This is a genomic window from Streptomyces sp. HUAS YS2 (genome assembly GCF_033343995.1).
GTDB classification, from domain to species: Bacteria; Actinomycetota; Actinomycetes; order Streptomycetales; family Streptomycetaceae; genus Streptomyces; species Streptomyces solicathayae.
On sequence record NZ_CP137573.1, the window covers coordinates 6,276,451 to 6,300,815 of the forward strand.

The window sequence follows — 24,365 nt, forward strand, 5'->3', positions numbered from 1 at the left end:
CCCGTCGCCTCGGCGCCCCGGGGCGCCGAGGCGACGCCCCTCAGCCCCCGTACGCCCCGCTCGCCGTCAGCCGCAGCGCCGTGTCGATGAGCGGGACGTGGCTGAACGCCTGCGGGAAGTTCCCCACCTGGCGCTGCAGCCGCGGGTCCCACTCCTCCGCGAGCAGCCCCAGGTCGTTGCGGAGCGCCAGCAGCCTCTCGAAGAGCTTGCGGGCCTCGTCCACCCGGCCGATCATCGCCAGGTCGTCCGCCATCCAGAACGAGCAGGCCAGGAAGGCCCCCTCGTCGCCGGGCAGCCCGTCCACGCCCGCGTCCTCGCCCTCCGTCGGGTAGCGCAGGATGAAACCGTCCTCCGTGGACAGCTCCCGCTGGATCGCCTCGATGGTGCCGATGACCCGCTTGTCGTCCGGCGGCAGGAAGCCCATCTGCGGGATCAGCAGCAGCGAGGCGTCCAGCTCCCGGGAGCCGTACGACTGGGTGAAGGTGTTCCGCTCCGCGTCGTAGCCCTTCTCGCAGACGTCGCGGTGGATGTCGTCGCGCAGCTCCCGCCAGCGCTCCAGCGGGCCTTCCGCGTCGCCGGACTCGATCAGCTTGATCGTCCGGTCGACCGCGACCCAGGCCATGACCTTGGAGTGCACGAAGTGCCGGCGCGGACCGCGGACCTCCCAGATGCCCTCGTCGGGCTGGTCCCAGTGGTCTTCCAGGTACTGGATCAGCCGCAGCTGGAGCAGCGCTGCGTAGTCGCTGCGGGACAGGCCCGTCATGTGCGCCAGGTGCAGCGCCTCGGTGACCTCGCCGTACACGTCCAGCTGGAGCTGGCCCGCCGCGCCGTTGCCGACCCGGACCGGGGCGGAGTTCTCGTACCCGGGCAGCCAGTCCAGCTCCTGCTCACCGAGCTCCCGCTCGCCGGCGATGCCGTACATGATCTGCAGGTTCTCCGGGTCTCCGGCGACCGCGCGGAGCAGCCACTCCCGCCAGGCGCGGGCCTCCTCGCGGTAGCCGGTGCGCAGCAGCGAGGAGAGGGTGATCGCCGCGTCGCGCAGCCAGGTGTAGCGGTAGTCCCAGTTCCGTACGCCGCCGATCTCCTCCGGCAGGGAGGTGGTGGGCGCGGCGACGATGCCGCCGGTCGGCGCGTACGTCAGCGCCTTCAGGGTGATCAGCGAGCGGACCACGGCCTCCCGGTACGGGCCGTGGTACGTGCACTGCTCGACCCACTCGCGCCAGAAGTCCACGGTCCCGTCGAGCGAGCCCTCGGGGTCCGGCAGGGCCGGTGGCTCCTTGTGCGAGGGCTGCCAGCTGATGGTGAAGGTGACCCGTTCGCCCGGGGTGACGGTGAAGTCCGAGTACGTCGTGAGGTCCTTGCCGTGCGTCTCGGCGTCCATGTCCAGCCAGACCGAGTCGGGGCCCGCGACGGCGACCGTGCGCTCGCCGACCTTGTGCACCCAGGGCACGACCCTGCCGTAGCTGAACCGCATGCGCAGCGCCGAGCGCATCTGGACCCGGCCGCTGACCCCTTCGACGATTCGGATCAGCTGCGGCGCGCCGTCGCGCGGCGGCATGAAGTCGATCACCCGGACCGTGCCGCGCGGAGTGTCCCACTCCGACTCCAGGACCAGCGAGTCGCCGCGGTAGCGCCGCCGGTCGGCGAGTGGCGGGGGGCTGCCCTCGGGGACGGCCGGGCCGATCCGCCAGAACCCGTGTTCCTCGGTGCCCAGAAGGCCGGCGAAGACGGCGTGCGAGTCGAAGCGCGGCAGACACAGCCAGTCGACCGAGCCGTCCCGGCAGACCAGCGCCGCCGTCTGCATGTCTCCGATGAGTGCGTAATCCTCGATACGCCCGGCCACGTGCATCTCCAGTCGAACGGCCACGTCCGCCCCGCGGGGCGCTTGCTGCAATGGTCTACGAAGGTCAGCGGGTCAAGGTTCGTTGACGAGACCTGATCGACCGGTTGACGACGGGGGTGGTGCCGTTGGCCGGCCCGGCTCGGCAGCGTGTCCGAGCAGGATACGTCGCACCCTAATGATCCGCGCGGTCGTCCGGGCAACGCCGCTGCTCCGATCGGGGGAGCGGAAAGTGGCCGATGGGGTGGGAGGACCCGATTGTCGGGTGACCGGATGGTGAATTGTCGCGCCGGACCGGCTCGGCCCGTCGCCGCCGGTCGCCGTCCGTGTGCACCCGTGTGCCCCGTGTGGCCGGAAGCCATCCCCCCGCGGCGCTGATACCCTGGTACCCCGTGGACCGGTGGAAAACGGCGACAGCCGAGGACCCCGAAACCGCAGCGACGGCACCCCCGGAACTCTCCGGAGCGGACGCCGGTACGCACCTCCAGAACGCGACCACGGGAGCCCCCTCTTGGCGATGCCGCCCAACACCACGACGACCAAGCACATCTTCGTCACCGGGGGTGTCGCCTCCTCCCTCGGCAAGGGCCTGACCGCCTCCAGCCTGGGTGCGCTCCTCAAGGCCCGGGGCCTGCGGGTCACGATGCAGAAGCTCGACCCGTACCTGAACGTCGACCCCGGCACGATGAACCCGTTCCAGCACGGCGAGGTGTTCGTCACCAACGACGGCGCCGAGACCGACCTGGACATCGGCCACTACGAGCGCTTCCTCGACGTCGACCTCGACGGCTCGGCCAACGTCACCACCGGCCAGGTCTACTCGCAGGTCATCGCCAAGGAGCGGCGCGGCGAGTACCTCGGCGACACCGTCCAGGTCATCCCGCACATCACCAACGAGATCAAGTCGCGGATCCGCCGTATGGCGACGGACGACGTCGACGTGGTCATCACGGAGGTCGGCGGCACGGTCGGCGACATCGAGTCGCTGCCGTTCCTGGAGACCGTCCGCCAGGTCCGCCACGAGGTCGGCCGGGACAACGTCTTCGTCGTGCACATCTCGCTGCTGCCGTACATCGGCCCGTCCGGCGAGCTGAAGACCAAGCCGACCCAGCACTCCGTCGCCGCGCTGCGCAACATCGGCATCCAGCCCGACGCGATCGTGCTCCGCGCCGACCGTGAGGTCCCCACCGCCATCAAGCGCAAGATCTCGCTGATGTGCGACGTGGACGAGGCCGCCGTGGTCGCCGCCATCGACGCCAAGTCGATCTACGACATCCCGAAGGTGCTGCACACCGAGGGTCTGGACGCGTACGTCGTGCGCAAGCTCGACCTGCCGTTCCGCGACGTGGACTGGTCGACCTGGGACGACCTGCTGGACCGCGTGCACAACCCCGACCACGAGGTCACCATCGCGCTGGTCGGCAAGTACATCGACCTGCCCGACGCGTACCTCTCGGTCACCGAGGCCATGCGGGCCGGCGGCTTCGCGAACAAGGCCCGGGTCAAGGTCAAGTGGGTCACCTCGGACGACTGCAAGACCCCGGCCGGCGCGAAGAAGCAGCTCGGTGACGTCGACGGCATCCTCATCCCCGGCGGCTTCGGCGACCGCGGCGTGAGCGGCAAGGTCGGCGCGATCCAGTACGCCCGTGAGAACAAGGTGCCGCTGCTCGGCATCTGCCTGGGCCTGCAGTGCATCGTCATCGAGGCGGCGCGGAACCTGGCGGACATCCCCGAGGCGAACTCCACCGAGTTCGACCCGGCCACCGCGCACCCCGTCGTCTCGACGATGGAGGAGCAGCTCGCGTACGTGGAGGGCGCCGGCGACCTGGGCGGAACGATGCGCCTGGGCCTGTACCCGGCGAAGCTCGCCGAGGGTTCGGTCGTCCGTGAGGTCTACGCGGACCAGCCGTACGTGGAGGAGCGCCACCGTCACCGCTACGAGGTGAACAACTCCTACCGCGCGGAGCTGGAGAAGAAGGCCGGTCTGGTCTTCTCCGGCACCTCCCCGGACAACAAGCTCGTCGAGTACGTCGAGTACCCGCGCGAGGTCCACCCCTACCTGGTCGCCACCCAGGCGCACCCGGAGCTGAAGTCCCGCCCGACCCGCCCGCACCCGCTGTTCGCGGGCCTGGTCAAGGCGGCGGTGGAGCGCAAGACCGCTCAGTAACGCGTCTTGTTACCGTTGCCGGGGTACGGGTCCCTTCTCGGGGCGCGTACCCCGGTTTCGCGTGTGGGAGGACGGACGCTGATGGAGTTGCAGGACACCCCCGAGGAGTGGCAGGTCGTCGCGACGACGACGCCCTTCCAGGGGAACAAGACCAGCGTCCGGACGGACGACGTGGTGATGCCTGACGGCACGGTCGCGCGCCGCGACTACCAGGTCCACCCCGGTTCGGTGGCGGTCCTCGCCGTCGACGACGAGGACCGGGTCCTGGTGCTGCGTCAGTACCGGCACCCGGTACGGCACAAGCTGTGGGAGATCCCGGCCGGTCTGCTCGACGTGCCCGGCGAGAACCCGCTGCACGCGGCGCAGCGCGAGCTGTACGAGGAGGCGCATGTCAAGGCGGAGGACTGGCGCGTCCTCACGGACGTGTACACCACGCCGGGCGGCTGCGACGAGGCGATTCGGATCTTCCTGGCGCGCGGTCTGTCGGAGGCGGTGGGCGAGCGGTTCGAGGTCTCCGAGGAGGAGTCCGACATGGAACTCGCCCGCGTCCCGCTGACCGAGCTGGTCCGCGGCGTGCTGGCGGGCGAACTCCACAACAACTGCCTCGTCGTGGGCGTCCTGTCCCTGACGGTCGCCCGCGCGGCCGACGGCGTGGACGCCCTCCGCCAGGCCGACGCGCCCTGGCCGGCTCGGCCGTTCGCGGCGTAGGGGGAGAAGGTCCGGGGGCTCCGCCCCCGGATCATGTGCACGCTCCGGGTGCGGGGGCGAACGCCTTTCCACTCCTCTGGTATGACGATCTGTTGATCCGATCGGGGGATCTGTCCGCCGTGCTCCGCCGAGGCGGCGGGCCTGCCTGAACTACGCTCGTGATCGCCCGTGCGGAGTCCCCGCGGGATCGGAACGCGTGCGCAGGCAGACGGGAGTGTGGCCCGTGTCGGACCAGGCGGTGACGGCGGGCGGCGTGCGCCGATTCTTCGGCAGGCAACGGGAGTTGAAGGCCCTGCGCGCCGACATCGAACGCACCGGGCTCGACACCCTCACCGGCCGCAAGGCCCCCCGCGCGCGGGTGCTGCTCATCGCCGGCCGCCCCGGCTCCGGCCGCACCGCGCTCGCCCGCGAACTCGCCGCCGGGCTCGCCGCCCCGTACCCCGACGGCATCCTGCGCGCCCGGCTCACCGAGTTCGGCGGCGCCCCCGTCCCCACCGAGCGCACCGCCCGCGCCCTGCTCGACGAGCTCGGCATCGCCGGACCCGCCGGGGCCGACGGCGACGAGCTGGCCGAGACACTGCGCGAGGCCCTCGCGGTCCGCCGCATGGTGCTCCTGCTCGACGACTGCGTGGACGCCGAACAGGTCGACCCGCTGCTCCCGGACAACCCCGACTGCCTCGTCGTCGCCGTCGCCCAGGGCCCGCTCACCGGCATCCCCGACGTACGGCCCTGCACCCTCGGCGGCCTCGACCCCAAGTCGGCGATCGAGCTGCTCGAGAGCTTCACCGGATCCGTGCGCATCACCGTCGACCCGCAGGCCGCCGAGACGCTCACCGAGGTCTGCGGCGGCAAGCCCGCCGCGCTGACCCTGGCCGGCGGCTGGCTCGCCGCCCACCCGAAGTCCTCCGTCGCCGACCTCGCCAAGCGGCTGCGCGCGCTGACCGGCGAACCGCAGGACCGGGCCTTCCGCCTCCTGTACGACTCCCTCCCGCAGGCCGCCGCCCGGATACTGCGCCTGCTCGCCCTCGCGCCGCTCGGCCTCGCCGACCCCCACACCGCGTCCGCGCTGGCCGGCTGCTCCGTCTCCGCCGCCGAGACCACCCTGGCCGACTTCGCCGAGCTGGGCCTCGTACGGGAGGCGGGTGGCGGTCAGTACGAGGTGCCCGGCCACCTCGCGGCCCCGCTGCGCGCCCTCATGGAGGAGCAGGACCGGCCCGCGGAGGTCCAGCTCGCCCGGGCCCGGATGCTGGAGCGGACCGTACGGCTGCTCCAGTCCTGCCGCGCGGTCACCGAGCCCGAGGGCTCGCCGGCACGCCGCAAGCTCGCCGGGATGCCCCGCGCCCTGCGCTTCCCGACCGCCGACGACGGGGCGGACTGGCTGCGCGCCCGCCGTCCCGCGCTGCTGGCCGCCGCCCGCCTCGCCGTCGCCGACGGCGAGCTCGACACCCTCGCCCGCCGCCTGGTCGCCGCCCTGGTCCGGGCGCTGGCCGCGCACCGGGGCCCGGAGGAGGCCGCGGCCGACCTGTACGGACTGCACGGCCTGGTCCTGGACGTCGCCGAGCGCCGCGGCCTGCACCGGGAACGGGCCGCCGCCCTGCTGAACCTGGCCGACCTGGACGCCCGGACGGGCCGTACCGAGGCCGCCCTGACCCGCTACCGGGCCGCGCTGGACGCCGGAAGGGCCGCGAACGACCCGTACGCGATCGGCCGCGCGATGGAATCCGTAGGCGGTTCCTACCAGGAGCTGGGGGACTGGCAGCGGGCCGGCGACTGGTACGGCCGGGCGCTCGCCCACCGGCTCTCCCGCGACGAGCGCGCCGACCAGGCGCGGCTGTACGGCCGCCTCGGCGCGGTGCTCACGTACGCGGGGCGCTACGGCGAGGCCCTGCGGAACTGGCGCGCGGCCGCCGCGGGCCACCGCCGACTGGGCGATCTCCCCGGCCACGCACGGGCGTTGAGCGAGGCCGCGCGGGTCCAGGAGTACGCGGGCAGGCCCGAGGAGAGCCTGCGGACCTGCGAGGAGGCGGTGGAGTGGGCCCGGCGTGCCCGGGACGAGCGGCTGCAGGCGGCGCTCCAGCTCCGGCTGGCCGACACCCTCGACCGGCTGGGCGACCCCGCGGCGGCCCGGCTGCACCGCGCAGCCGCGGAGAGACTGCTTGGAACCGACCCCTCCGCCTACGAAATCCGTAGTGCTTCTCGCGAGGATTAGTTGTTTGTAAGGCTAGACAGCTGGAAATCCTTCATTAGACTGGGTCCGCCGCAATCGAACGCGGTCTGCCCCGGTGCGCAGCAATGCTTCCGGGTATGTATGGCATTGCTCCACTTATCCCCCTGATTCAAGGACCGTGATCGACGATGAAGGTCGGCATCCCCCGCGAGGTCAAGAACAACGAGTTCCGTGTGGCCATCACCCCCGCCGGTGTCCACGAGCTCGTCCGCAACGGCCACCAGGTCTTCATCGAGCAGAACGCCGGTGTCGGCTCCTCCATCACGGACGAGGAGTACGTCGCCGCGGGCGCCGAGATCCTCGCCACCGCCGACGAGGTCTGGGCCACCGCCGACCTGCTGCTGAAGGTCAAGGAGCCCATCGCCGAGGAGTACCACCGCCTCCGCAAGGACCAGACGCTCTTCACCTACCTGCACCTGGCCGCCTCCAAGGAGTGCACGGACGCCCTCCTGGAGTCCGGCACCACCGCCATCGCCTACGAGACCGTCGAGACCGCGAACCGCGCGCTGCCGCTGCTCGCCCCGATGTCCGAGGTCGCGGGCCGCCTGGCCCCGCAGGTCGGCGCGTACCACCTGATGCGCTCGGCCGGCGGCCGCGGCGTGCTCCCGGGCGGCGTCCCCGGCACCCACGCCGGCGAGTGCGTCGTCATCGGCGGCGGCGTCTCCGGCTGGAACGCCGTGCAGATCGCCATCGGCCTGGGCTTCCACGTCACCCTGCTCGACCGTGACATCAACAAGCTCCGCGAGGCCGACAAGATCTTCGGCACGAAGGTCAAGACGATCGTCTCCAACGCCTTCGAGCTGGAGAAGGCCGTCATCGAGGCCGACCTCGTCGTCGGTGCCGTCCTCATCCCGGGCGCCAAGGCCCCGAAGCTGGTCACCAACGAGCTCGTCGCCAAGATGAAGCCCGGAAGTGTCCTTGTCGACATTGCCATCGACCAGGGCGGCTGCTTCGAGGACTCGCACCCGACCACCCACGCCGAGCCGACCTTCCAGGTCCACAACTCGGTCTTCTACTGCGTCGCCAACATGCCGGGCGCGGTGCCGAACACCTCCACGTACGCCCTCACCAACGCCACGCTGCCCTACATCGTGTCGCTGGCCAACAACGGCTGGGTCGAGGCGCTGCGCCGCGACGCCGCGCTCGCCCTGGGTCTCAACACCCATGACGGCAAGGTCGTTTACAAGGAGGTCGCCGAGGCGCACGGCTACGAGCACCTCGAGCTGAGCAGCCTCCTGGGCTGACCCAAGGGGACGGACCGTCAACGGGTGCCGTCAACCTCACGCATCCGGCCGGACCTTGTCGACCAAGGTCCGGCCGGATGTGTGTCCGGCCACTTCACGGGCCTTGTTCAACTCGCCTCGAACGTAACCCTTTAACCGTTTCGCACACCCCTGAAACGTGTGGATGCATGCCTGCGCACCCTTGACAGAGGGGTGTTCGGTTGCCGACACATCGTGCCGGGTCCGGCGGATTGTGTTGCTGCGGAGCGGTGACACGCCATAGAGTCGCCAACCGTCGGCATGGTGCCACGCTGACCTATCGATAAATGTTCCTGGTCACATCCAAGGAGGTAAGACGACTTGTGAATAAGTCGACATTCACTCCCGGGGGTGGAGAGCCAGGTGACGGCCCTGTCGGCTCCGTCGCTGTCCGGACCCACGCGACACACGCGACACATCAGCCCATGACGACAGCCCACACGATGAAGATGATGGACGGCCTACACGTGAACGCCACGGCCGGCAACGAGAGTGGCCGAGAGTCCACCCACTTCGCCGCCTACGACGAGGTGCCCGAGGGGCACTTCTACGACCCCGACGCCGAGTACGAGCCCGACCCCGAGTACGCGGCCACCCTCGCGCCCGACGCCGCCCGGCAGCGCCGCGAGCGGATCGGCCCGACCGGACGGCCCCTGCCGTACTTCCCGATCCCGGGACCGCTGACCGATCACGGTCCCGCGAAGATCATCGCGATGTGCAACCAGAAGGGCGGCGTCGGCAAGACCACGTCGACCATCAACCTGGGTGCCGCGCTCGCGGAGTACGGACGCCGGGTCCTGCTCGTCGACTTCGACCCGCAGGGCGCGCTGTCCGTGGGTCTCGGCGTGAACCCGATGGAGCTCGACCTCACCGTCTACAACCTGCTCATGGAGCGGGGCATGTCGGCGGACGAGGTGCTGCTCAAGACCGCGGTCCCCAACATGGACCTGCTGCCGAGCAACATCGACCTGTCGGCGGCCGAGGTCCAGCTGGTCTCCGAGGTCGCGCGCGAGTCGACGCTGCAGCGTGCGCTGAAGCCGCTGATGAACGACTACGACTACATCGTGATCGACTGTCAGCCCTCGCTCGGCCTGCTGACCGTGAACGCGCTGACGGCCGCTCACAAGGTCATCGTGCCGCTGGAGTGCGAGTTCTTCGCGCTGCGCGGTGTGGCGCTGCTGACCGAGACCATCGAGAAGGTCCAGGAGCGGCTGAACCCCGAGCTGGAGCTCGACGGCATCCTCGCCACGATGTACGACTCCCGGACCGTGCACAGCCGTGAGGTCCTCGCGCGCGTCGTCGAGGCGTTCGACGACCACGTGTACCACACGGTGATCGGCCGGACCGTGCGCTTCCCGGAGACCACGGTCGCCGGTGAGCCCATCACCACGTACGCCTCCAACTCCGTCGGCGCCGCCGCGTACCGCCAGCTGGCCAGGGAGGTGCTCGCCCGGTGTCACGCCGAGTGAGTCTGCCCGGAGCCGACGAGCTGTTCCGTACGACCGGGGGCATGGCCCTGCAGTCCTCCTCGCCCCGCCGGGGCGAGCCGAGGGTGCCCGCGCCGGCGGGCGAGAGCGACACGGAGGCGGCGGCCGAGGGGTCGGCGCCGGGGTCGGGTGCGGGCGCGGGTTCCGAGGAGCACGCGGCGGCCGACTCCGAGACGTCCGAGCCCCGGGCCAGGACGGCGGAGCCGGAGCCCTCGGCCCCGCCGAAGTCCCCGGCGGCGCCCGCGCAGGCGGGCGGCGCGGCGCGCCGTCGCGGCCGTTCGCCGAGCCGGCGGCCCAGTGGGCGGGAACGGCACGACGAGAAGATCACGGTCTACGTCTCCGCCGAGGAGCTCATGGACCTGGAGCACGCGCGGCTGGTGCTGCGCGGCGAGCACGGCCTCGCCGTGGACCGCGGACGGATCGTCCGCGAGGCGGTCGCGGTGGTCCTGGCGGACCTGGAGTCGCGCGGCGACGCGAGCATCCTGGTCCGGCGGCTGCGCGGCCGCTGACGGTAGCCTGCGGGCTGCCGCGCTCCCGCTCCTCCCTGGACCCCGATGCCCCCGCCCCCCGCCGAAACGTCCCACCACCCTCGCCGCCGCCCCCTGGGCCGCGGCCCGGGCACCCCTGCGCCGCCCGCTGCCGCGGGTGAGGGCGAGGGCGAGGGGCCGGCGGCCCCCGGCGGCCCCGAGGACGACGCCCGCCCCGCATCGAGCGGGCCGGCCCCCGCGGAGCCTGCGGTGGCAGGCACCGCCGCCGAACCGCCCGCCCCGCGGGAGGGCGACGGAGCGTCCGAGGCCGGGTCCGGCCCCGACGGGCCGCCGGCCGGCCCGGCACCCACCGAGCCGGGGGCGGCCGGCCCGAGCGGACGGGAAACCACGCCCTCCGGCCCTGCCGAGGCACAGCCCGCGGCAGCCCACGATTCCACGACCGCACCGACGGCAGCGACGGCCGAGCCGGCCGGCGCTACCGCCGACGCCGGGCGGTTCACCGTGCGGCTCGGGAACTTCGAGGGGCCGTTCGATCTGCTGTTGCAGCTCATCGCGAAGCACAAGCTCGATGTCACCGAGGTCGCGCTGTCCAAGGTGACCGATGAGTTCATGGCGTACATCCGAGGCATGGGGCCGGACTGGGATCTCGATCAGACGACCGAGTTCCTCGTCGTCGCGGCCACGCTGCTCGACCTCAAGGCCGCGCGGCTGCTGCCCTCCGCCGAGGTGGAGGACGAGGCGGACCTCGCGCTCCTGGAGGCGCGAGACCTGCTGTTCGCGCGGCTGCTCCAGTACCGCGCGTACAAGGAGATCGCCGGCATCCTGGCCGAGCGGTGGGAGTCCGAGGGGCGGCGGTACCCGCGGACCGTCGGGCTCGAGCCGCACCACGCCGAGCTGCTGCCCGAGGTCGTCATCAGCATCGGCGCCGAGGGCTTCGCCAGGCTCGCCGTGAAGGCGATGCAGCCCAAGGCCAAGCCGCAGGTGTACGTGGACCACATCCACGCGCCCCTGGTCAGCGTCCGCGAGCAGGCGGGGATCGTCGTCGCGCTCCTCAAGGAGCGCGGCACCGTGAGCTTCCGCGAGCTCGCGGAGGACGCCGAGGACACCCTGACCGTCGTCGCCCGCTTCCTCGCGCTCCTGGAGCTGTACCGCGAGAAGGCTGTCGCCCTCGACCAGCAGGACGCCCTCGGGGACCTCACCGTGTCCTGGACCGGCGGCGACCAGGAGACCCGCGTGACCGACGAGTTCGATCAAGTAACGGAGGCCATGGAATGAGCGACGTCCGTGACGACCTCAAGTCCGCGCTCGAAGCCGTGCTCATGGTCGTCGACGAGCCCGCCACCGAGGAGCACCTCGCCAAGGTCCTGGAGACGCCCCGGCGGGCCGTCGGCGACGCGCTGCGCGAGCTGGCCGACGAGTACACCGTCCAGGGCCGCGGCTTCGAGCTCCGCCTGATCGCCGGCGGCTGGCGGTTCTACACCCGTCCCGAGCACGCCGCCGCCGTCGAGCGCTTCGTCCTCGACGGCCAGCAGGCCCGGCTCACCCAGGCGGCCCTGGAGACCCTCGCGGTCGTCGCGTACCGCCAGCCGGTCAGCCGTTCCAGGGTCTCCGCGGTGCGCGGCGTGAACTGCGACGGTGTCATGCGCACCCTGCTGCAGCGCGGTCTCGTCGAGGAGGCGGGCGCGGAACCCGAAACAGGTGCGATCCTGTACAGGACGACGAACTACTTCCTGGAGCGGATGGGCCTGCGCGGCCTGGACGAACTTCCCGAGCTCGCGCCCTTCCTCCCCGAGGCGGACGCGATCGAGGCCGAGTCGCAGGAAGGGGTCCCGTCGTTCGATCCGGATGCACCGGATCGTGAGGACGACGACAAGACGGAAGTTTGATGCGAAGCAGCAGCGGCAGGAACAGCGGAAACAACGGCGGGAGCCGTGGTGGCCAGAGCGGCGGCCGCGGCGGCAACAGTGGTGGCGGCGGCCGCGGTGGCAGCGGCGGCGGCGGCCGTGCCGGCAGCGGCGGCGGTTACCGCGGCGCCGGTGGTGGCGGTGGCCGCGACGACCAGAAGCGCGCGAGCAACCCGCGCCGGCCTCGCCCCGAGGAGCGCTCCTACGACGTGAGCGGCCCGTCCGAGGCTCCGAAGAAGGGGCGCGGCGCCGCGGCCCGCGGGGGCGCGAAGGGCGGCCCCAAGGCCCCCCAGGGCGGCACCCCGCCGCGTCGCGGCCCGCACGGGCAGCGGCAGGCCCCCGCCCGCTCGCGCGAACTCGACGCCACGATCGAGCAGCGCAACCGGGACCGGTACGCCGGCCGGCCGGAGATCAAGACCCCGAAGACCTTCCCGGGCGCGGAGCAGGAGGGCGAGCGGTTGCAGAAGGTGCTCGCCCGCGCCGGCATGGGCTCGCGCCGCGCCTGCGAGGAGCTCATCGAGCAGGCCCGCGTCGAGGTCAACGGCGAGATCGTCCTCGAGCAGGGCAAGCGTGTCCAGCCGAGCGACGAGATCAAGGTGGACGGCCTGACCGTCGCCACCCAGTCGTACCTGTTCTTCGCACTGAACAAGCCGGCCGGCGTCGTCTCCACGATGGAGGACCCGGACGGCCGCCAGTGCCTCGGCGACTACGTCACCAACCGTGAGACGCGGCTCTTCCACGTCGGCCGGCTGGACACCGAGACCGAGGGCATCATCCTGCTCACCAACCACGGCGAGCTGGCGCACCGCCTCACGCATCCGAAGTACGGCGTGAAGAAGACCTACCTGGCCGCCATCACGGGCCCCCTGCCGCGTGAGGTCGGCAAGCGGCTCAAGGACGGCATCCAGCTGGAGGACGGGTACGCGCGCGCGGACCACTTCCGGGTCGTGGAGCAGACCGGCAAGAACTACCTGGTCGAGGTGCAGCTGCACGAGGGCCGCAAGCACATCGTGCGGCGGATGCTCGCCGAGGCGGGCTTCCCGGTCGAGAAGCTGGTCCGCACCGCGTTCGGCCCGATCGGGCTCGGCGACCAGAAGTCGGGCTGGCTGCGCCGTCTGACGAACACCGAGGTCGGCATGCTGATGAAGGAGGTCGGCCTGTAGGCCGCCCACCGACGACATACGAAGGGGCCCGTGACCGCCGCAAGGCGTTCACGGGCCCCTTCGTATCTCCGCGGGTCTTCGTACTTGTGGGCGAACGCCTCCACGCTTTATAGTCAGAATGACTCTTAAAGAGCTCGGTGTGTCGTGTGCCGCCGGGACCGCCTGGACCCACGGGGGTGGATCAGGCGGTACCGGCGCCACGGCGCCCGAAGGCGCGGCGGGGACGTGCCGGTGCGGGCGGAGGTGACGGGGATGAAGCGCTACGGGCACGGGCTGGTCCTGGGGCGGTTCCGTCCGCCGCACGCCGGCCACCACCACCTCGTCCGCACCGCCCGCGACCGCTGCGAGCGGCTCACCGTCCTCGTCTGCGGCTCCGCCCCGGACCCGCTCGCCCTGGACGACCGGGTCGCCTGGCTGCGCGAGGTGCACCGGGACGTCCGGATCGTCGCCGCCGCCGACCTGACCGACCCGTCCGCCGTACCCACGACCGTCCTCAGGGCCGCCGTGCCGGAGCGGATCGACGCGGTCTTCAGCTCCGAGCCGTACGGGGACGAACTCGCGCGCAGGCTCGGCGCGGAGGCGGTCTGCGTGGACCCCGGGCGCAGCGTGTTCCCGGTCTCCGGCTCCGCCGTGCGCAAGGACCCGGTCGGCTGGTGGGACTTCCTGGAGCCTCCCGTGCGGGCCGCGCTGACCCGGCGGGTCGTCGTGCTCGGCGCGGAGTCCACCGGCGCCACCACGCTCGCCCTCGCCCTCGCCGAGCACTACCGGCGGCGCGGCGGGGTGTGGGCGCGGACCCGTTGCGTGCCGGACTACACGGACGAGTACCGGGGCCGGCGGCCGGTGGGCGCGCTGCGCTCGGAGGAGTACCCGCTGATCGCCGGCGGCCAGGCGGAGCGGGAGGAGCAGGCGGCCCGCACGGGCTCGCCGGTGCTGTTCTGCGACGCGGACGCCTTCGCCCTGACGATCCGGCACGAGCGGCACCTGGGCGGGGCGAGCGAGGAGACGGCCCGGGTGGCGGCGCGGGGCCGCGGGCACCTGTGGCTGCTCACCGACCACCGGGGCGTACGGATCCCGGACAGGGGCGAGGAGACGTCCCCGTCGGCCGACGGACCCCCGGCGGACCGTGCCGCGCTGCGGGCCTGGACGACCGCGCGGCTGCTCACGCAGCTCGCGCACACCGGCCGGCGGGCCGCGGTCCTCACCGGCCCGCACGAGGAACGGCTCGCGACCGCCGTCGCCGCCGTGGACGCCCTGCTGGCCGGAGGCTGGCACCTGAACGCGGAGATCCCATGAGCACCGCCCGGGCACCCGAGGGCTACGACAAGTACGCCTTCGAGCCCTTCGCCGTCACCGTCGACCTCGCGGTCCTGACCGTCCGCGAGCAGCGGCTGCACGTGCTGCTCGTCGAACGCGGGCAGGAGCCGTACGCGGGGACCTGGGCGCTGCCCGGCGGCTTCGTACTGCCGCGGGAGTCCTCCGAGCAGGCCGCGCGGCGCGAGCTGGCCGAGGAGACCGGCCTCTCCGACGCCGGCGTCTCGGGGCTCCACCTGGAGCAACTGCGGACGTACAGCGACCCGGACCGGGACCCGAGGATGCGGGTGGTCTCGGTCGCGTACACCGCGCTGGTGCCGGACGACCTGCCGGAGCCGCGCGGCGGCGGCGACGCGGCGCAGGCGCGCTGGCTGCCGTACGGGGGGCACGGGCCGCTCGCCTTCGACCACGACAGGATCCTCGCCGACGCGCGCGAACGGGTCGGCGCCAAGCTCGAGTACACGTGTCTCGCCACCGCCTTCTGCCCGCCCGAGTTCACCCTCGGCGAGCTGCGGGAGGTCTACGAGACGGTCTGGGGCGTCGAGCTCGACCGCCCCAACTTCCGGCGCAAGGTCCTCGCCACGCCCGGCTTCGTCCGGGCGGTCGAGGGGCCACCGCGCCTCACCGGCGGACGGGGGAAACCGGCCGCTCTGTACCGGGCGGGCAGCGCCACGGCGCTGCACCCGCCCCTGCTGCGACCGGAAGGACGGTCATCCACGTGATCACTGCACGGACCATCACCAAGCAGGCAGCCACCGGGACCCTCGTCGGCCTGGCGCTCGGCGACGCGCTGGGCTTCCCCACCGAGTTCAGCGACGTCCCGGCCATCCTCGCCAAGTGCGGGCCCTGGCGGCGGATGGAGCTGCCCGGAGGGCGCGGCAAGGCGTACGTCACCGACGACACCCAGATGGCGCTCGCGGTCGCGCGGGGCCTGCGCACCGCCGTGGACCGGGGCGTGCTCGCCCCGCTGCGGCTCGTCCGGCCGCTGCGGGACGAGTTCGTCGACTGGTACCACTCCCCGGACAACAACCGCGCGCCCGGCCGTACGTGCATGGTCGCCTGCAACCTGCTCGACGGCGACCGCCCCTGGCAGGAGGCCAGCCAGATCGGCTCCAAGGGCTGCGGGGCGAACATGCGGGTCGCGCCGGTCGGCCTCGTCCCGGGCCTGAGCGACGAGCAGCGGGCGGGCGCGGCGCAGCTCCAGTCGGCGCTGACGCACGGCCACCCGACGGCCCTGGCCGCCTCGGACCTCACGGCCCGCGCGGTGTACCTGCTCACCCAGGGCGCGGAGCCGCTGGGCCTGGTCGGCCGGCTGCGCTCGTACGCGTACGAGAACCGCTCCCGCTACCACCACAAGTGGCTCGGCGACCTGTGGACCCACTCGCACGACGCGACGCCCGAGACCTTCATGGAACGCGGCTGGGACGAGTGCCTGGCCGTCCTGGAGAAGCTCGCGGAGGTGCTGCGGACGGCCGACCCCGAGATCGACCCCTGCGAGTACACCGGCGACGGCTGGATCGCCGAAGAGGCCCTGGCCACAGCCCTGCTGTGCTTCCTCCTCTTCCCCGACGAGCCGGTCACCGCGATCCGCCGCGCCGCCTGCACCCGAGGCGACTCCGACTCCATCGCCGCCCTGACCGGCGCCTTCGCCGGCGCCCACCTGGGCGCGGGCGCCTGGCCGAAGGAATGGGCCGAACGCATCGAATACCGCAGCGAACTCCTCACCCTGGGCGCCCTCTGGGACGCCTAACCCCCTCGTGGTGCGGACCCGGCTAGAGCTCGTGCAGGGCTGAGGTGCGGCGGGCGCGGGTGAGGAAGTCCTCCACTCGGGCGTGGTCGGGGGTTGCGGGGAGGGGGCTCCTGGTGGAGGCGCGGTCGGCTTCCTCCGTGAGGCGGGACATCCAGGACTCGACCTCGGGCCAGGTCAGTTCGCCGCGCTTCACCGCGAGGAGGCGGTCGCGTTCGTCGCCGACGTGGATGGTCAGTTCGCCGGTGCGCAGCAGGTCGCGGCAGCTCATCAGGAGGCGCAGGAGGTGCATCGCGTGCTTCCAGCGTGGGGCCCCGTACTGGCGGACGTCGGCGTCGAGCTTCTTGCGCTGGCCGGCCGCGTAGCGGACGAAGGTGCCGTGCGCCTGGCGGGAGAGGAACGCCTCTCGCAGGGCCAGCAGTTCGCGGCCGGTGTCGTCGACGTGCTCGACGACGGGGGAGTGCAGGCACTCCAGGACGTTCGGGTTGGCGCGCAGCGCCAGCTCGCAGAAGCGCTCCAGCTCCCAGCTGAACTCCTCCTCGCGCGGCCCCTCCACGTGCGCCGGCGGCTTGTCGAAGCGCCAGAAGAGGGGGGTCGGGGCGAGGAAGACGCCCCGGCGGTCGGTGTCGCTGCCCTCGGTCGCCAGACCGAAGGCACGCGACCCCATCACGCAGGAGTAGATCGTGTGGTCGCGCACCAGTTCGTCGGGAGTCATGCGCGCCAGGCTAGTGCGCGTCAGCCGTCCAGCGTGATCGAGTTTCCGGAGACGGTGATCTGCTCGGCCGGCAGGGGGCGGGGGGCCGGGCCCGCGGCCACCGAGCCGTCGGCGATGCGGTACTTCGAGCCGTGGCAGGGGCAGTCGATCGTGCCGTCCGCGACCTTGTTGACCGTGCAGCCCTGGTGCGTGCAGATCGCCGAGAAGGCCTTGAACTCGCCCGCCTCGGGCTGGGTGACGACGACCTTGCGGTCCGCGAAGACCTTGCCGCCGCCCACCGGGATCTCCGACGTGCGGGCCAGCTCACCGGGCACCGGCGGCGACGCGCTGGTCGGACCGGTGGGCAGGCCGGTGGGCGAGGCGGACGTCTCCGGGCTCGTCGGCCGGGCCGTCGTCGGGGTCGGCGTAGCCGCCCCGCCCGAGTCGCTGTCCGAGCCGCAGCCCGTCGCGGCGAGCGCGGCGACCGAGCCCGCGCCGGCCAGCAGCACGGAGCGGCGGGGGGTGGGTTCAGAAGTCATGGCGTACAGCTTGGGCCCGCGCCCCGCGGGGACCCCGCAACACGCCTAGACCCAGGGGGTCAGCTCCCTCGCACGGCCGTCCGCGTCCCGCCGCACCTCCAGGAGCGCGGTCACCGCCGCCCGCTCGATCGGCCCGTACACGTGCGGGAAGAGCGAGTCCTCCGAGCCCTCCCAGCGGACCTCCGCCGCCAGCCGCGACTCGTCCACGACGAGGACGAGCAGCGGCCCCGGCACGTCCCGGTAGTGCGCGTCGGCGATCGCCAGCGCCGTCGTCTCGTCCGGCGAGCAGTGCACGAAGCCCTCGGCGGAGAGCGACGGTGGGGCGTAGGCGGCCTCGGGGGCCGCGGACCATTCGTCCAGCGGTACGACATGGAGCAGCATCCGACCTTTCTACCCCGCCCCGCCCTCCACGCCCCGGACACCCCCGGTGGCGATGTGTACCGGTCTGCGTGACATTGGGCGTGTTCCGAACCGGACGAAAGGCAGAACGATGGCGGGAAGCGATCTCGGCGGTCTCCTCGGCGGTCTCCTCGGCGGTCTCCTCGGCGGCGGAGGCCAGGGCGGCGGCGCCCAGGGCGGCGGCGGAGCGGGCGCAGTCCTCGGCTCGCTGCTGGGCGCGCTGATGCGCGGTCAGGGCGGCTCGTCCGCGGGCGCCGCCCCGGGCTCCGCCGCCGGCGCCGGCAACCCGCTCGGCGGTCTGCTCGACCTGCTGACCAGGTCCGGCCTCGTCGACCAGGCCCAGTCGTGGATCGGATCCGGCCAGAACAAGCCCGTCAGCGGCGACGAGATCGCCCGGGCCCTGCCCGACGAGACGCTGCGCCAGGTCGCCCAGGAGTCCGGCGTCAGCCCGCAGCAGGCCGCCGACGAGATCGCCCGGTCGCTCCCGCAGGTCGTCGACAAGCTGACCCCGAACGGCCAGGTGCCCACGGAGTCGCTGGAGGACATCATCCGGCAGCAGCGGCTCTGAGGCCCGCCCGGGTCCTCCCGGTATCGCGCGACCGCCCTCCGCCCGTCTCGGAGGGCGGTCGCCGCGGCTTCCGCGCCGAACGGCTCTCTAGGCTGACTAGGCTGACCGGAGCACTCGATGACCGAAGGAGCACACGACGTGGCGGTACGAGCCGTCCGGGGCGCGGTCCAGTTGGACCGCGACGACGCCGGACACATGGACGAGCAGGTCGGGGAGCTGCTCACCGCCGTCCTGGAGCGCAACGGACTGACCGCCGACGACCTGATCAGCATCTGGTTCACGGCCACGCCCGACCTGCACAGCGACTTCCCGGCCGCCGCCGCCCGCCGGCTCGGCATCGTCGACGTGCCCCTCATCTGCGCCCAGGAACTCGACATCGCGGGCGCCATGCCCCGTGTCGTCCGCCTCCTCGCGCACATCGAGTCCGACCTGCCCAAGTCCCGGATCGCGCACGTCTACCTCGGCGCCGCGGCCGCCCTGCGCAAGGACATCGCCCAGTGAGAACCGCCGTCGTCATCGGAACCGGACTGATCGGCACCTCGGCCGCCCTCGCCCTCTCCGGGCGGGGCGTCACCGTCCACCTCGTCGACCACGACCCCTCCCGGGCCCGGACCGCCGCCGCGCTCGGCGCCGGCACGGACGAGCCGGCCGAGGGCCCGGTCGACCTCGCCATCGTCGCCGTCCCGCCGGCCCACGTGGCCGACACGCTCGCCGAGGCCATGCGCGCGGGCGTCGCGCGCGGCTACCTGGACGTGGCCAGCGTCAAGGGCGGCCCGAAGCGCGAGCTGGAGGCGCTGGGGCTCGATCTGACCGCGTACATCGGGACGCACCCGATGGCCGGCAAGGAGCGCTCCGGCCCGCTGGCCGCCGGCGCCGACCTGTTCGAGGGCCGGCCCTGGGTGCTCACCCCGACCCGCGACACCGACACCGAGGTCCTCAACCTCGCCCTGGAGCTGGTCGCGCTCTGCCACGCCGTGCCCGTCGTCATGGACGCCGACGCCCACGACCGCGCGGTCGCGCTGGTCTCGCACACCCCGCAGCTCGTGTCCTCCATGGTCGCGGCACGGCTGGAGCGCGCCGACGAGACGGCCATAAGGCTGTGCGGGCAGGGGATCCGGGACGTGACGCGGATCGCCGCGTCCGATCCGCGGATGTGGGTGGACATCCTGTCCGCCAACCCGGGACCGGTCGCGGACGTGCTCGCCGGCGTGGCCGCGGACCTGGAGGAGACGGTGACGGCGCTGCGCGCGCTGCAGTCGTCCGACGAGGACAAGCGGCGCGGCGGGGCGACCGGCGTCGAGGACGTCCTGCGCCGCGGCAACGCGGGCCGGGCCAGGGTCCCCGGCAAGCACGGTACGGCGCCGACGCAGTACGAGACCGTCGCGGTGCTGATCAGCGACCAGCCGGGCGAGCTGGCGCGCATCTTCGCCGACGCGGGACGCGCGGGCGTCAACATCGAGGACGTCCGCATCGAGCACGCGACGGGCCAGCAGGCGGGCCTGGTGCAGCTCATGGTGGAGCCGTCGGCGGCGGGCAGCCTCGGCGCGGCCCTCCGGGAGCGCGGCTGGTCGCTCCGTACGGCCTAGGAAGGGGCCGCCGTGACGGTGCGGCCGAACGGGTGGACGCGAGTCGGTAACCTTGTGGTGGTCCCTCGCGTCCGCCGGGGCCGTCTGCAGCCACCAGGAAGGTGCCCCACACCGTGGAATCCGTGATCGTCGCCATCGACGGGCCCTCCGGCACGGGCAAGTCGAGCACCTCGAAGGCGGTCGCCGCCAAGCTCGGGCTGCGCTACCTGGACACCGGCGCCCAGTACCGGGCGATCACCTGGTGGATGATCACCAATGGTGTGGACGTCGAGGACGCGCAGGCCGTCGCCGTCGCCGCCGCCAAGCCGGTGATCGTCTCCGGCACCGACCCGGCCGCCCCGTCGATCAGCGTGGACGGGCTCGACGCCGCCGGCCCGATCCGTACCCAGGAGGTCACCTCCAAGGTCAGCGCCGTCAGCGCCGTCCCCGAGGTGCGCACCCTCATCACCGACCTGCAGCGCTCCATCGCCGCCCAGGCGGACGGCGGCATCGTCGTCGAGGGCCGGGACATCGGCACCACCGTGCTGCCCGACGCGGACCTCAAGGTCTTCCTCACCGCGTCCCCCGAGGCCCGCGCCGCCCGCCGATCCGGCGAGCTCAAGGGCGCCGACGTGCACGCCACCAAGGAAGCCCTGATCAAGCGGGACGCGGCCGACTCCAGCCGCAAGACCTCGCCGCTCGCCAAGGCCGACGACGCCGTCGAGGTCGACACCACCGAGCTCACGCTCGACCAGGTCATCGAGTGTGTCGTCACCCTCGTCGAGGAGAAGAGGGCGGCCGTCAAGTGACCCAGCCGTCCGACAGAGGCGCCGCTGTCGGCCGCCGTATCGGCATCGGGCTGATGTACGGCTTCTGGAAGCCGCGCGTCCTCGGCGCCTGGCGGGTGCCGGCGTCCGGTCCCGTGATCCTCGCGGTCAACCACGCGCACAACATCGACGGCCCCATGCTCATGGGCACCGCCCCGCGCCCCGTGCACTTCCTCATCAAGAAGGAGGCGTTCGTCGGCCCGCTGGGCAGCTTCCTCGAGGGCATCGGGCAGCTCAAGGTGGACCGCGCGAGCGTCGACCGCACCGCGATAGCGAACGCCCTCGGCGTCCTGGAGCAGGGCGGCGTCCTCGGGATCTTCCCGGAGGGCACCCGCGGCGAGGGAGACTTCGCCTCGCTGCGTGCCGGCCTCGCGTACTTCGCCGTCCGCAGCGGTGCCCCGATCGTCCCGGTCGCTGTCCTGGGAAGCACCGAGACGCCCGGACGGTTGATCAAGGCACTGCCGCGGCTCCGCAGCCGCGTCGACGTCGTCTTCGGCGACGCCTTCCAGGCGGGCGACGGCAGCGGCCGACGCACCCGCAAGGCGCTGGACGACGCCACCGTACGTATTCAGGAGCAGCTCACCGCGCACCTGAAAAACGCCAGGCGTCTCACCGGACGCTGAGCGAGACTCTGAGTAGTGGGCCCCGCAGCCCGGGGACCCACCGACCACGAATGATCAAGGAACGGACTTCATGAACGACCAGCACGACCACGGGGCACTTGGCGACGCCGAGTACGCGGAGTTCATGGAGCTCGCCGCGGGAGAGGGCTTCGACGTCGAGGACGTCGAGGGCGCGATCGAGGAGGCCGGGCACGGCCCGCTCCCCGTCCTCGCCGTCGTCGGCCGTCCGAATGTCGGCAAGTCGACCCTGGTGAACCGGATCATCGGCCGCCGCGAGGCCGTCGTCGAGGACAAGCCGGGCGTCACCCGCGACCGCGTCACCTACGAGGCCGAATGGGCCGGCCGCCGCTTCAAGGTCGTCGACACCGGCGGCTGGGAGCAGGACGTCCTCGGCATCGACGCCTCCGTCGCCGCCCAGGCCGAGTACGCCATCGAGGCCGCCGACGCCTGTGTCTTCGTCGTGGACGCCACCGTGGGCGCCACCGACACCGACGAGGCCGTCGTCAAGCTGCTGCGCCGGGCCGGCAAGCCCGTAGTGCTCTGCGCCAACAAGGTCGACGGCCCCTCCGGCGAGGCCGACGCCACCGCGCTGTGGTCGCTCGGCCTCGGCGAGCCGTACCCGGTCTCCTCGCTGCACGGCCGCGGCACCGGCGACATGCTCGACGCCGTCCTGGAGGCCCTGCCCGAGGCCCCCGCGCAGACCTTCGGCAACGCGATCGGCGGCCCGCGCCGGATCGCCCTGATCGGCCGTCCGAACGTCGGCAAGTCCTCGCTCCTGAACAAGGTCGCGGGCGAGGACCGCGTGGTCGTCAACGAGCTGGCCGGCACGACCCGCGACCCGGTCGACGAGCTGATCGAGCTCGGCGGCATCACCTGGAAGTTCGTGGACACCGCGGGCATCCGCAAGAAGGTCCACCTCCAGGAGGGCGCGGACTACTACGCCTCCCTGCGCACCGCCGCCGCGGTCGAGAAGGCCGAGGTGGCCGTCGTCCTCATCGACACCACCGACAACATCTCGGTCCAGGACCAGCGGATCATCACGATGGCCGTCGAGTCCGGCCGCGCGCTCGTCATCGCCTACAACAAGTGGGACGAGCTGGACGAGGAGCGCCGCTACTACCTCGAGCGCGAGATCGAGACCGAGATGCAGCAGGTCGCCTGGGCGCCCCGGGTCAACGTCTCCGCGAAGACCGGCCGCCACATGGACAAGCTCGTCCCGGCGATCGAGACCGCGCTCGCGGGCTGGGAGACCCGTGTCCCCACCGGCCGCCTGAACGCCTTCCTCGGCGAGCTGGTCGCCGCCCACCCGCACCCGATCCGCGGCGGCAAGCAGCCCCGCATCCTGTTCGGCACGCAGGCGGGCACCAAGCCGCCGCGGTTCGTGCTCTTCGCCTCCGGCTTCCTCGAGGCGGGCTACCGCCGCTTCGTCGAGCGCCGGCTGCGCGAGGAGTTCGGCTTCGAGGGCACCCCGATCCACATCTCGGTGCGGGTGCGCGAGAAGCGCGGCCGCAAGAAGTGATGTGCCCCGGAGGCATGTGCCCGCGAGGCACGTGCCCGTGAGGGACGTGACGTGACGGCGAAGGGCCGGGGCTCGAAGCCCCGGCCCTTCGCCGTGTCACCCTCCGGTCAGAGCCCCCGCCGGGGGCTCGGTGGCAGTGCCGCCTGCCACGCCCGGGGATACGCGAATCCGCCCGTGCCGCCGTACCCGCTCGAACCGAAGGACCGGAAGTGCAGGTCCTCCTCGCCGCTCCGGTCGCCCGGCAGGGACCTGAAGGCCCTGCGGTACTCCGAGTACAGCGCGTCGTAGATCGGCGTCTGCGACTGCTCCGCCGCCCCCTCCTGCGCCGGGCGCATGGCGGGGATCGGGCTCTGGTACGGCTGGGGGGAGGGATCGTATGCGTGCACGTATGTGCCAACGACCCCGCCGTCCGCCGGATGCGGGCGGCTTTCCGAAAGGGGAGCGCGCCGGGGGCGCGGAACGGACGGCACCCCCGGAACGTACGCCGGTCCTATGTCGGGGCGCACGTCTCCCATCAGGTCCCGGCCAGCGGCATCGCGGCGGCGACCAGGCGGCCGTTGGCCGCGGCCTTCTCCAGCGCGTCGCGCAGCAGGTCCTCGCGCGGCTGCTGGCCGATGGAGCCGACCGGGGCGGCGAACACCAGGACCGTGTGCGACTTGTTGGCGGCGGCCCGCCAGCCCTCGGTCACCTGCAGCGGCTGGTGGGCCTGCCACCACGCCACCTGGCCGGTGCCGCCGGTGCCCGGCTGGAGCACCGAGTGCAGCTGGCCCATGGCCACCAGGACCGACCAGCCCGGCAGCACGGCCGGCTTCTGGTTGACGTCCGCGACGGGCTGGAAGCCCTGCTCCGCGAGGAGCGGCAGGAACTCGTCGCTCGTGCCGCCCGAACCCGGACGGGCGACCGGCGCGGTCGGCTCCACGACCAGCGCCGGGTGCAGCTCGCCCTCGATCAGGACGAGACCGCTGGTCACCCCGAGGACGGCCTGCTCCGGGTGGGCGGCGGTCAGCGCGTCCGCCGCGTCCGTGGCGGTGATGGAACGGACCGCGCCCTGCAGCTGGTCCTCGGCGACCTGCACGACCTGGGAGGGGATGCAGGTGGCGTGGGCGAACGCGAGCACCGCGGTCTCGTCGCCGATGAACAGCACGGTGCTCGTGCGTTCCTGGTCGGAGTCGCCCGGCGTCCGGCAGGAGGTGCAGTCGTAGCTGCCCGGGGCGTTCTCGCCGGCGAGCAGCCGGTCGGCTTCTTCGTCGCCGATCTCGGCGCGTACGTCCTCGCTGACGTCGAGCATGCGCGGCACGGGGGGCTCCCTGGACTCGGTACGTGCGAC

The 24,365-nt window shown here is 72.6% G+C and carries 24 protein-coding genes; 18 read left to right on the forward strand and 6 right to left on the reverse strand.

Annotated elements, in window-relative coordinates:
* Positions 1-40: 40 nt before the first annotated feature.
* The gene (locus R2D22_RS29075; RefSeq protein WP_318107648.1) at positions 41-1,843 is read right to left on the reverse strand and encodes a glycoside hydrolase family 15 protein; all 1,803 of its coding nucleotides are present in this window, start codon (positions 1,841-1,843) and stop codon (positions 41-43) included.
* 514 nt (positions 1,844-2,357) lie between these two features.
* Between R2D22_RS29075 and R2D22_RS29080 the strand changes: the two genes are divergently transcribed.
* The 12 genes from R2D22_RS29080 to R2D22_RS29135 all read left to right on the forward strand — a co-directional run bounded on the left by R2D22_RS29080 (position 2,358) and on the right by R2D22_RS29135 (position 16,307).
* Positions 2,358-4,007, forward strand: coding sequence for a CTP synthase (locus R2D22_RS29080; protein ID WP_318110056.1), 1,650 nt, complete (start codon positions 2,358-2,360; stop codon positions 4,005-4,007).
* An 81-nt stretch (positions 4,008-4,088) separates the two neighbouring features.
* Entirely contained in the window at positions 4,089-4,715 is a 627-nt protein-coding gene (locus R2D22_RS29085; protein WP_318107649.1) for an NUDIX hydrolase, read from the forward strand.
* 223 nt (positions 4,716-4,938) lie between these two features.
* The gene (locus R2D22_RS29090; protein WP_318107650.1) at positions 4,939-6,924 is read left to right on the forward strand and encodes a tetratricopeptide repeat protein; all 1,986 of its coding nucleotides are present in this window, start codon (positions 4,939-4,941) and stop codon (positions 6,922-6,924) included.
* A gap of 146 nt (positions 6,925-7,070) precedes the next feature.
* Positions 7,071-8,186 carry an alanine dehydrogenase gene (ald, locus tag R2D22_RS29095; RefSeq protein ID WP_318107651.1) on the forward strand — a complete coding sequence of 372 codons (1,116 nt, stop codon included), beginning with the start codon at positions 7,071-7,073 and terminating at the stop codon, positions 8,184-8,186.
* 443 nt (positions 8,187-8,629) lie between these two features.
* Entirely contained in the window at positions 8,630-9,673 is a 1,044-nt protein-coding gene (locus tag R2D22_RS29100) for a ParA family protein (protein ID WP_229818740.1), read from the forward strand.
* Complete coding sequence (locus R2D22_RS29105; RefSeq protein WP_318110058.1) at positions 9,670-10,200, forward strand: hypothetical protein; 531 nt, start codon at positions 9,670-9,672, stop codon at positions 10,198-10,200. Before R2D22_RS29100 ends, R2D22_RS29105 begins: the two co-directional genes overlap by 4 nt.
* A 45-nt stretch (positions 10,201-10,245) precedes the next feature.
* Positions 10,246-11,454 (forward strand): segregation and condensation protein A, encoded by a 1,209-nt coding sequence (locus tag R2D22_RS29110; RefSeq protein WP_318107652.1) that lies wholly within the window; start codon positions 10,246-10,248, stop codon positions 11,452-11,454.
* A complete protein-coding gene (scpB, locus tag R2D22_RS29115; protein ID WP_318107653.1) occupies positions 11,451-12,065 on the forward strand; it encodes an SMC-Scp complex subunit ScpB in 615 nt (204 codons plus the stop codon). Before R2D22_RS29110 ends, scpB begins: the two co-directional genes overlap by 4 nt.
* Complete coding sequence (locus tag R2D22_RS29120) at positions 12,065-13,246, forward strand: pseudouridine synthase (protein ID WP_318107654.1); 1,182 nt, start codon at positions 12,065-12,067, stop codon at positions 13,244-13,246. Before scpB ends, R2D22_RS29120 begins: the two co-directional genes overlap by 1 nt.
* A 252-nt stretch (positions 13,247-13,498) precedes the next feature.
* Entirely contained in the window at positions 13,499-14,539 is a 1,041-nt protein-coding gene (locus R2D22_RS29125) for an AAA family ATPase (protein WP_318107655.1), read from the forward strand.
* Complete coding sequence (locus R2D22_RS29130; RefSeq protein WP_318107656.1) at positions 14,536-15,279, forward strand: NUDIX hydrolase; 744 nt, start codon at positions 14,536-14,538, stop codon at positions 15,277-15,279. The genes R2D22_RS29125 and R2D22_RS29130 overlap by 4 nt, the downstream gene beginning before the upstream one ends.
* On the forward strand, positions 15,276-16,307 hold the full coding sequence (locus tag R2D22_RS29135) for an ADP-ribosylglycohydrolase family protein (RefSeq protein ID WP_318107657.1): 1,032 nt from the start codon (positions 15,276-15,278) through the stop codon (positions 16,305-16,307). The genes R2D22_RS29130 and R2D22_RS29135 overlap by 4 nt, the downstream gene beginning before the upstream one ends.
* A 22-nt stretch (positions 16,308-16,329) precedes the next feature.
* Here R2D22_RS29135 and R2D22_RS29140 read toward each other — a convergent pair whose 3' ends face one another.
* From R2D22_RS29140 to R2D22_RS29150, 3 genes are read right to left on the reverse strand one after another with little or no spacing between them, the layout of a single operon-like run.
* Positions 16,330-17,019 carry a nucleotidyltransferase domain-containing protein gene (locus R2D22_RS29140; protein ID WP_318107658.1) on the reverse strand — a complete coding sequence of 230 codons (690 nt, stop codon included), beginning with the start codon at positions 17,017-17,019 and terminating at the stop codon, positions 16,330-16,332.
* Positions 17,020-17,039: 20 nt separating this feature from the next.
* Complete coding sequence (locus tag R2D22_RS29145; protein ID WP_318107659.1) at positions 17,040-17,537, reverse strand: Rieske (2Fe-2S) protein; 498 nt, start codon at positions 17,535-17,537, stop codon at positions 17,040-17,042.
* Positions 17,538-17,582: 45 nt separating this feature from the next.
* A complete protein-coding gene (locus R2D22_RS29150) occupies positions 17,583-17,918 on the reverse strand; it encodes a DUF952 domain-containing protein (protein WP_318107660.1) in 336 nt (111 codons plus the stop codon).
* A gap of 109 nt (positions 17,919-18,027) precedes the next feature.
* Here R2D22_RS29150 and R2D22_RS29155 point away from each other — a divergent pair, with 109 nt between their 5' ends.
* From R2D22_RS29155 to der, 6 genes are all read left to right on the forward strand, one after another.
* Positions 18,028-18,504 carry a YidB family protein gene (locus tag R2D22_RS29155; protein ID WP_318107662.1) on the forward strand — a complete coding sequence of 159 codons (477 nt, stop codon included), beginning with the start codon at positions 18,028-18,030 and terminating at the stop codon, positions 18,502-18,504.
* A 138-nt stretch (positions 18,505-18,642) separates the two neighbouring features.
* On the forward strand, positions 18,643-19,005 hold the full coding sequence (gene aroH / locus R2D22_RS29160; RefSeq protein ID WP_318110060.1) for a chorismate mutase: 363 nt from the start codon (positions 18,643-18,645) through the stop codon (positions 19,003-19,005).
* Positions 19,002-20,090 (forward strand): prephenate dehydrogenase, encoded by a 1,089-nt coding sequence (locus tag R2D22_RS29165; protein WP_318107663.1) that lies wholly within the window; start codon positions 19,002-19,004, stop codon positions 20,088-20,090. Before aroH ends, R2D22_RS29165 begins: the two co-directional genes overlap by 4 nt.
* 101 nt (positions 20,091-20,191) lie before the next feature.
* A complete protein-coding gene (gene cmk / locus R2D22_RS29170) occupies positions 20,192-20,878 on the forward strand; it encodes a (d)CMP kinase (RefSeq protein WP_318107665.1) in 687 nt (228 codons plus the stop codon).
* Positions 20,879-20,931: 53 nt separating this feature from the next.
* Positions 20,932-21,519 carry a lysophospholipid acyltransferase family protein gene (locus R2D22_RS29175; protein ID WP_411977169.1) on the forward strand — a complete coding sequence of 196 codons (588 nt, stop codon included), beginning with the start codon at positions 20,932-20,934 and terminating at the stop codon, positions 21,517-21,519.
* A gap of 70 nt (positions 21,520-21,589) precedes the next feature.
* Complete coding sequence (gene der, locus R2D22_RS29180; RefSeq protein ID WP_318107668.1) at positions 21,590-23,038, forward strand: ribosome biogenesis GTPase Der; 1,449 nt, start codon at positions 21,590-21,592, stop codon at positions 23,036-23,038.
* Positions 23,039-23,145: 107 nt separating this feature from the next.
* Here the strand turns inward: der and R2D22_RS29185 are convergent, their stop codons facing one another.
* Positions 23,146-23,373 (reverse strand): hypothetical protein, encoded by a 228-nt coding sequence (locus R2D22_RS29185; RefSeq protein WP_318107669.1) that lies wholly within the window; start codon positions 23,371-23,373, stop codon positions 23,146-23,148.
* A 179-nt stretch (positions 23,374-23,552) separates the two neighbouring features.
* Positions 23,553-24,335, reverse strand: a complete 783-nt coding sequence (locus R2D22_RS29190) for a hypothetical protein (RefSeq protein WP_318107670.1) — start codon at positions 24,333-24,335, stop codon at positions 23,553-23,555.
* Positions 24,336-24,365 lie beyond the last annotated feature (30 nt).

Excerpts from the sequence above, each read along its gene's own strand:
- R2D22_RS29130 (WP_318107656.1), top strand. The coding sequence starts at position 14,536 with ATGAGCACCGCCCGGGCACCCGAGGGCTACGACAAGTACGCCTTCGAG.
- R2D22_RS29080 (WP_318110056.1), top strand. The coding sequence starts at position 2,358 with ATGCCGCCCAACACCACGACGACCAAGCACATCTTCGTCACCGGGGGT.
- R2D22_RS29185 (WP_318107669.1), bottom strand. The coding sequence starts at position 23,373 with ATGCGCCCGGCGCAGGAGGGGGCGGCGGAGCAGTCGCAGACGCCGATC.
- R2D22_RS29100 (WP_229818740.1), top strand. The coding sequence starts at position 8,630 with ATGACGACAGCCCACACGATGAAGATGATGGACGGCCTACACGTGAAC.
- R2D22_RS29085 (WP_318107649.1), top strand. The coding sequence starts at position 4,089 with ATGGAGTTGCAGGACACCCCCGAGGAGTGGCAGGTCGTCGCGACGACG.
- R2D22_RS29110 (WP_318107652.1), top strand. The coding sequence starts at position 10,246 with ATGCCCCCGCCCCCCGCCGAAACGTCCCACCACCCTCGCCGCCGCCCC.
- R2D22_RS29175 (WP_411977169.1), top strand. The coding sequence starts at position 20,932 with ATGTACGGCTTCTGGAAGCCGCGCGTCCTCGGCGCCTGGCGGGTGCCG.
- scpB (WP_318107653.1), top strand. The coding sequence starts at position 11,451 with ATGAGCGACGTCCGTGACGACCTCAAGTCCGCGCTCGAAGCCGTGCTC.
- R2D22_RS29155 (WP_318107662.1), top strand. The coding sequence starts at position 18,028 with ATGGCGGGAAGCGATCTCGGCGGTCTCCTCGGCGGTCTCCTCGGCGGT.
- R2D22_RS29150 (WP_318107660.1), bottom strand. The coding sequence starts at position 17,918 with ATGCTGCTCCATGTCGTACCGCTGGACGAATGGTCCGCGGCCCCCGAG.
- der (WP_318107668.1), top strand. The coding sequence starts at position 21,590 with ATGAACGACCAGCACGACCACGGGGCACTTGGCGACGCCGAGTACGCG.
- ald (WP_318107651.1), top strand. The coding sequence starts at position 7,071 with ATGAAGGTCGGCATCCCCCGCGAGGTCAAGAACAACGAGTTCCGTGTG.
- R2D22_RS29120 (WP_318107654.1), top strand. The coding sequence starts at position 12,065 with ATGCGAAGCAGCAGCGGCAGGAACAGCGGAAACAACGGCGGGAGCCGT.
- R2D22_RS29145 (WP_318107659.1), bottom strand. The coding sequence starts at position 17,537 with ATGACTTCTGAACCCACCCCCCGCCGCTCCGTGCTGCTGGCCGGCGCG.
- R2D22_RS29140 (WP_318107658.1), bottom strand. The coding sequence starts at position 17,019 with ATGACTCCCGACGAACTGGTGCGCGACCACACGATCTACTCCTGCGTG.
- R2D22_RS29125 (WP_318107655.1), top strand. The coding sequence starts at position 13,499 with ATGAAGCGCTACGGGCACGGGCTGGTCCTGGGGCGGTTCCGTCCGCCG.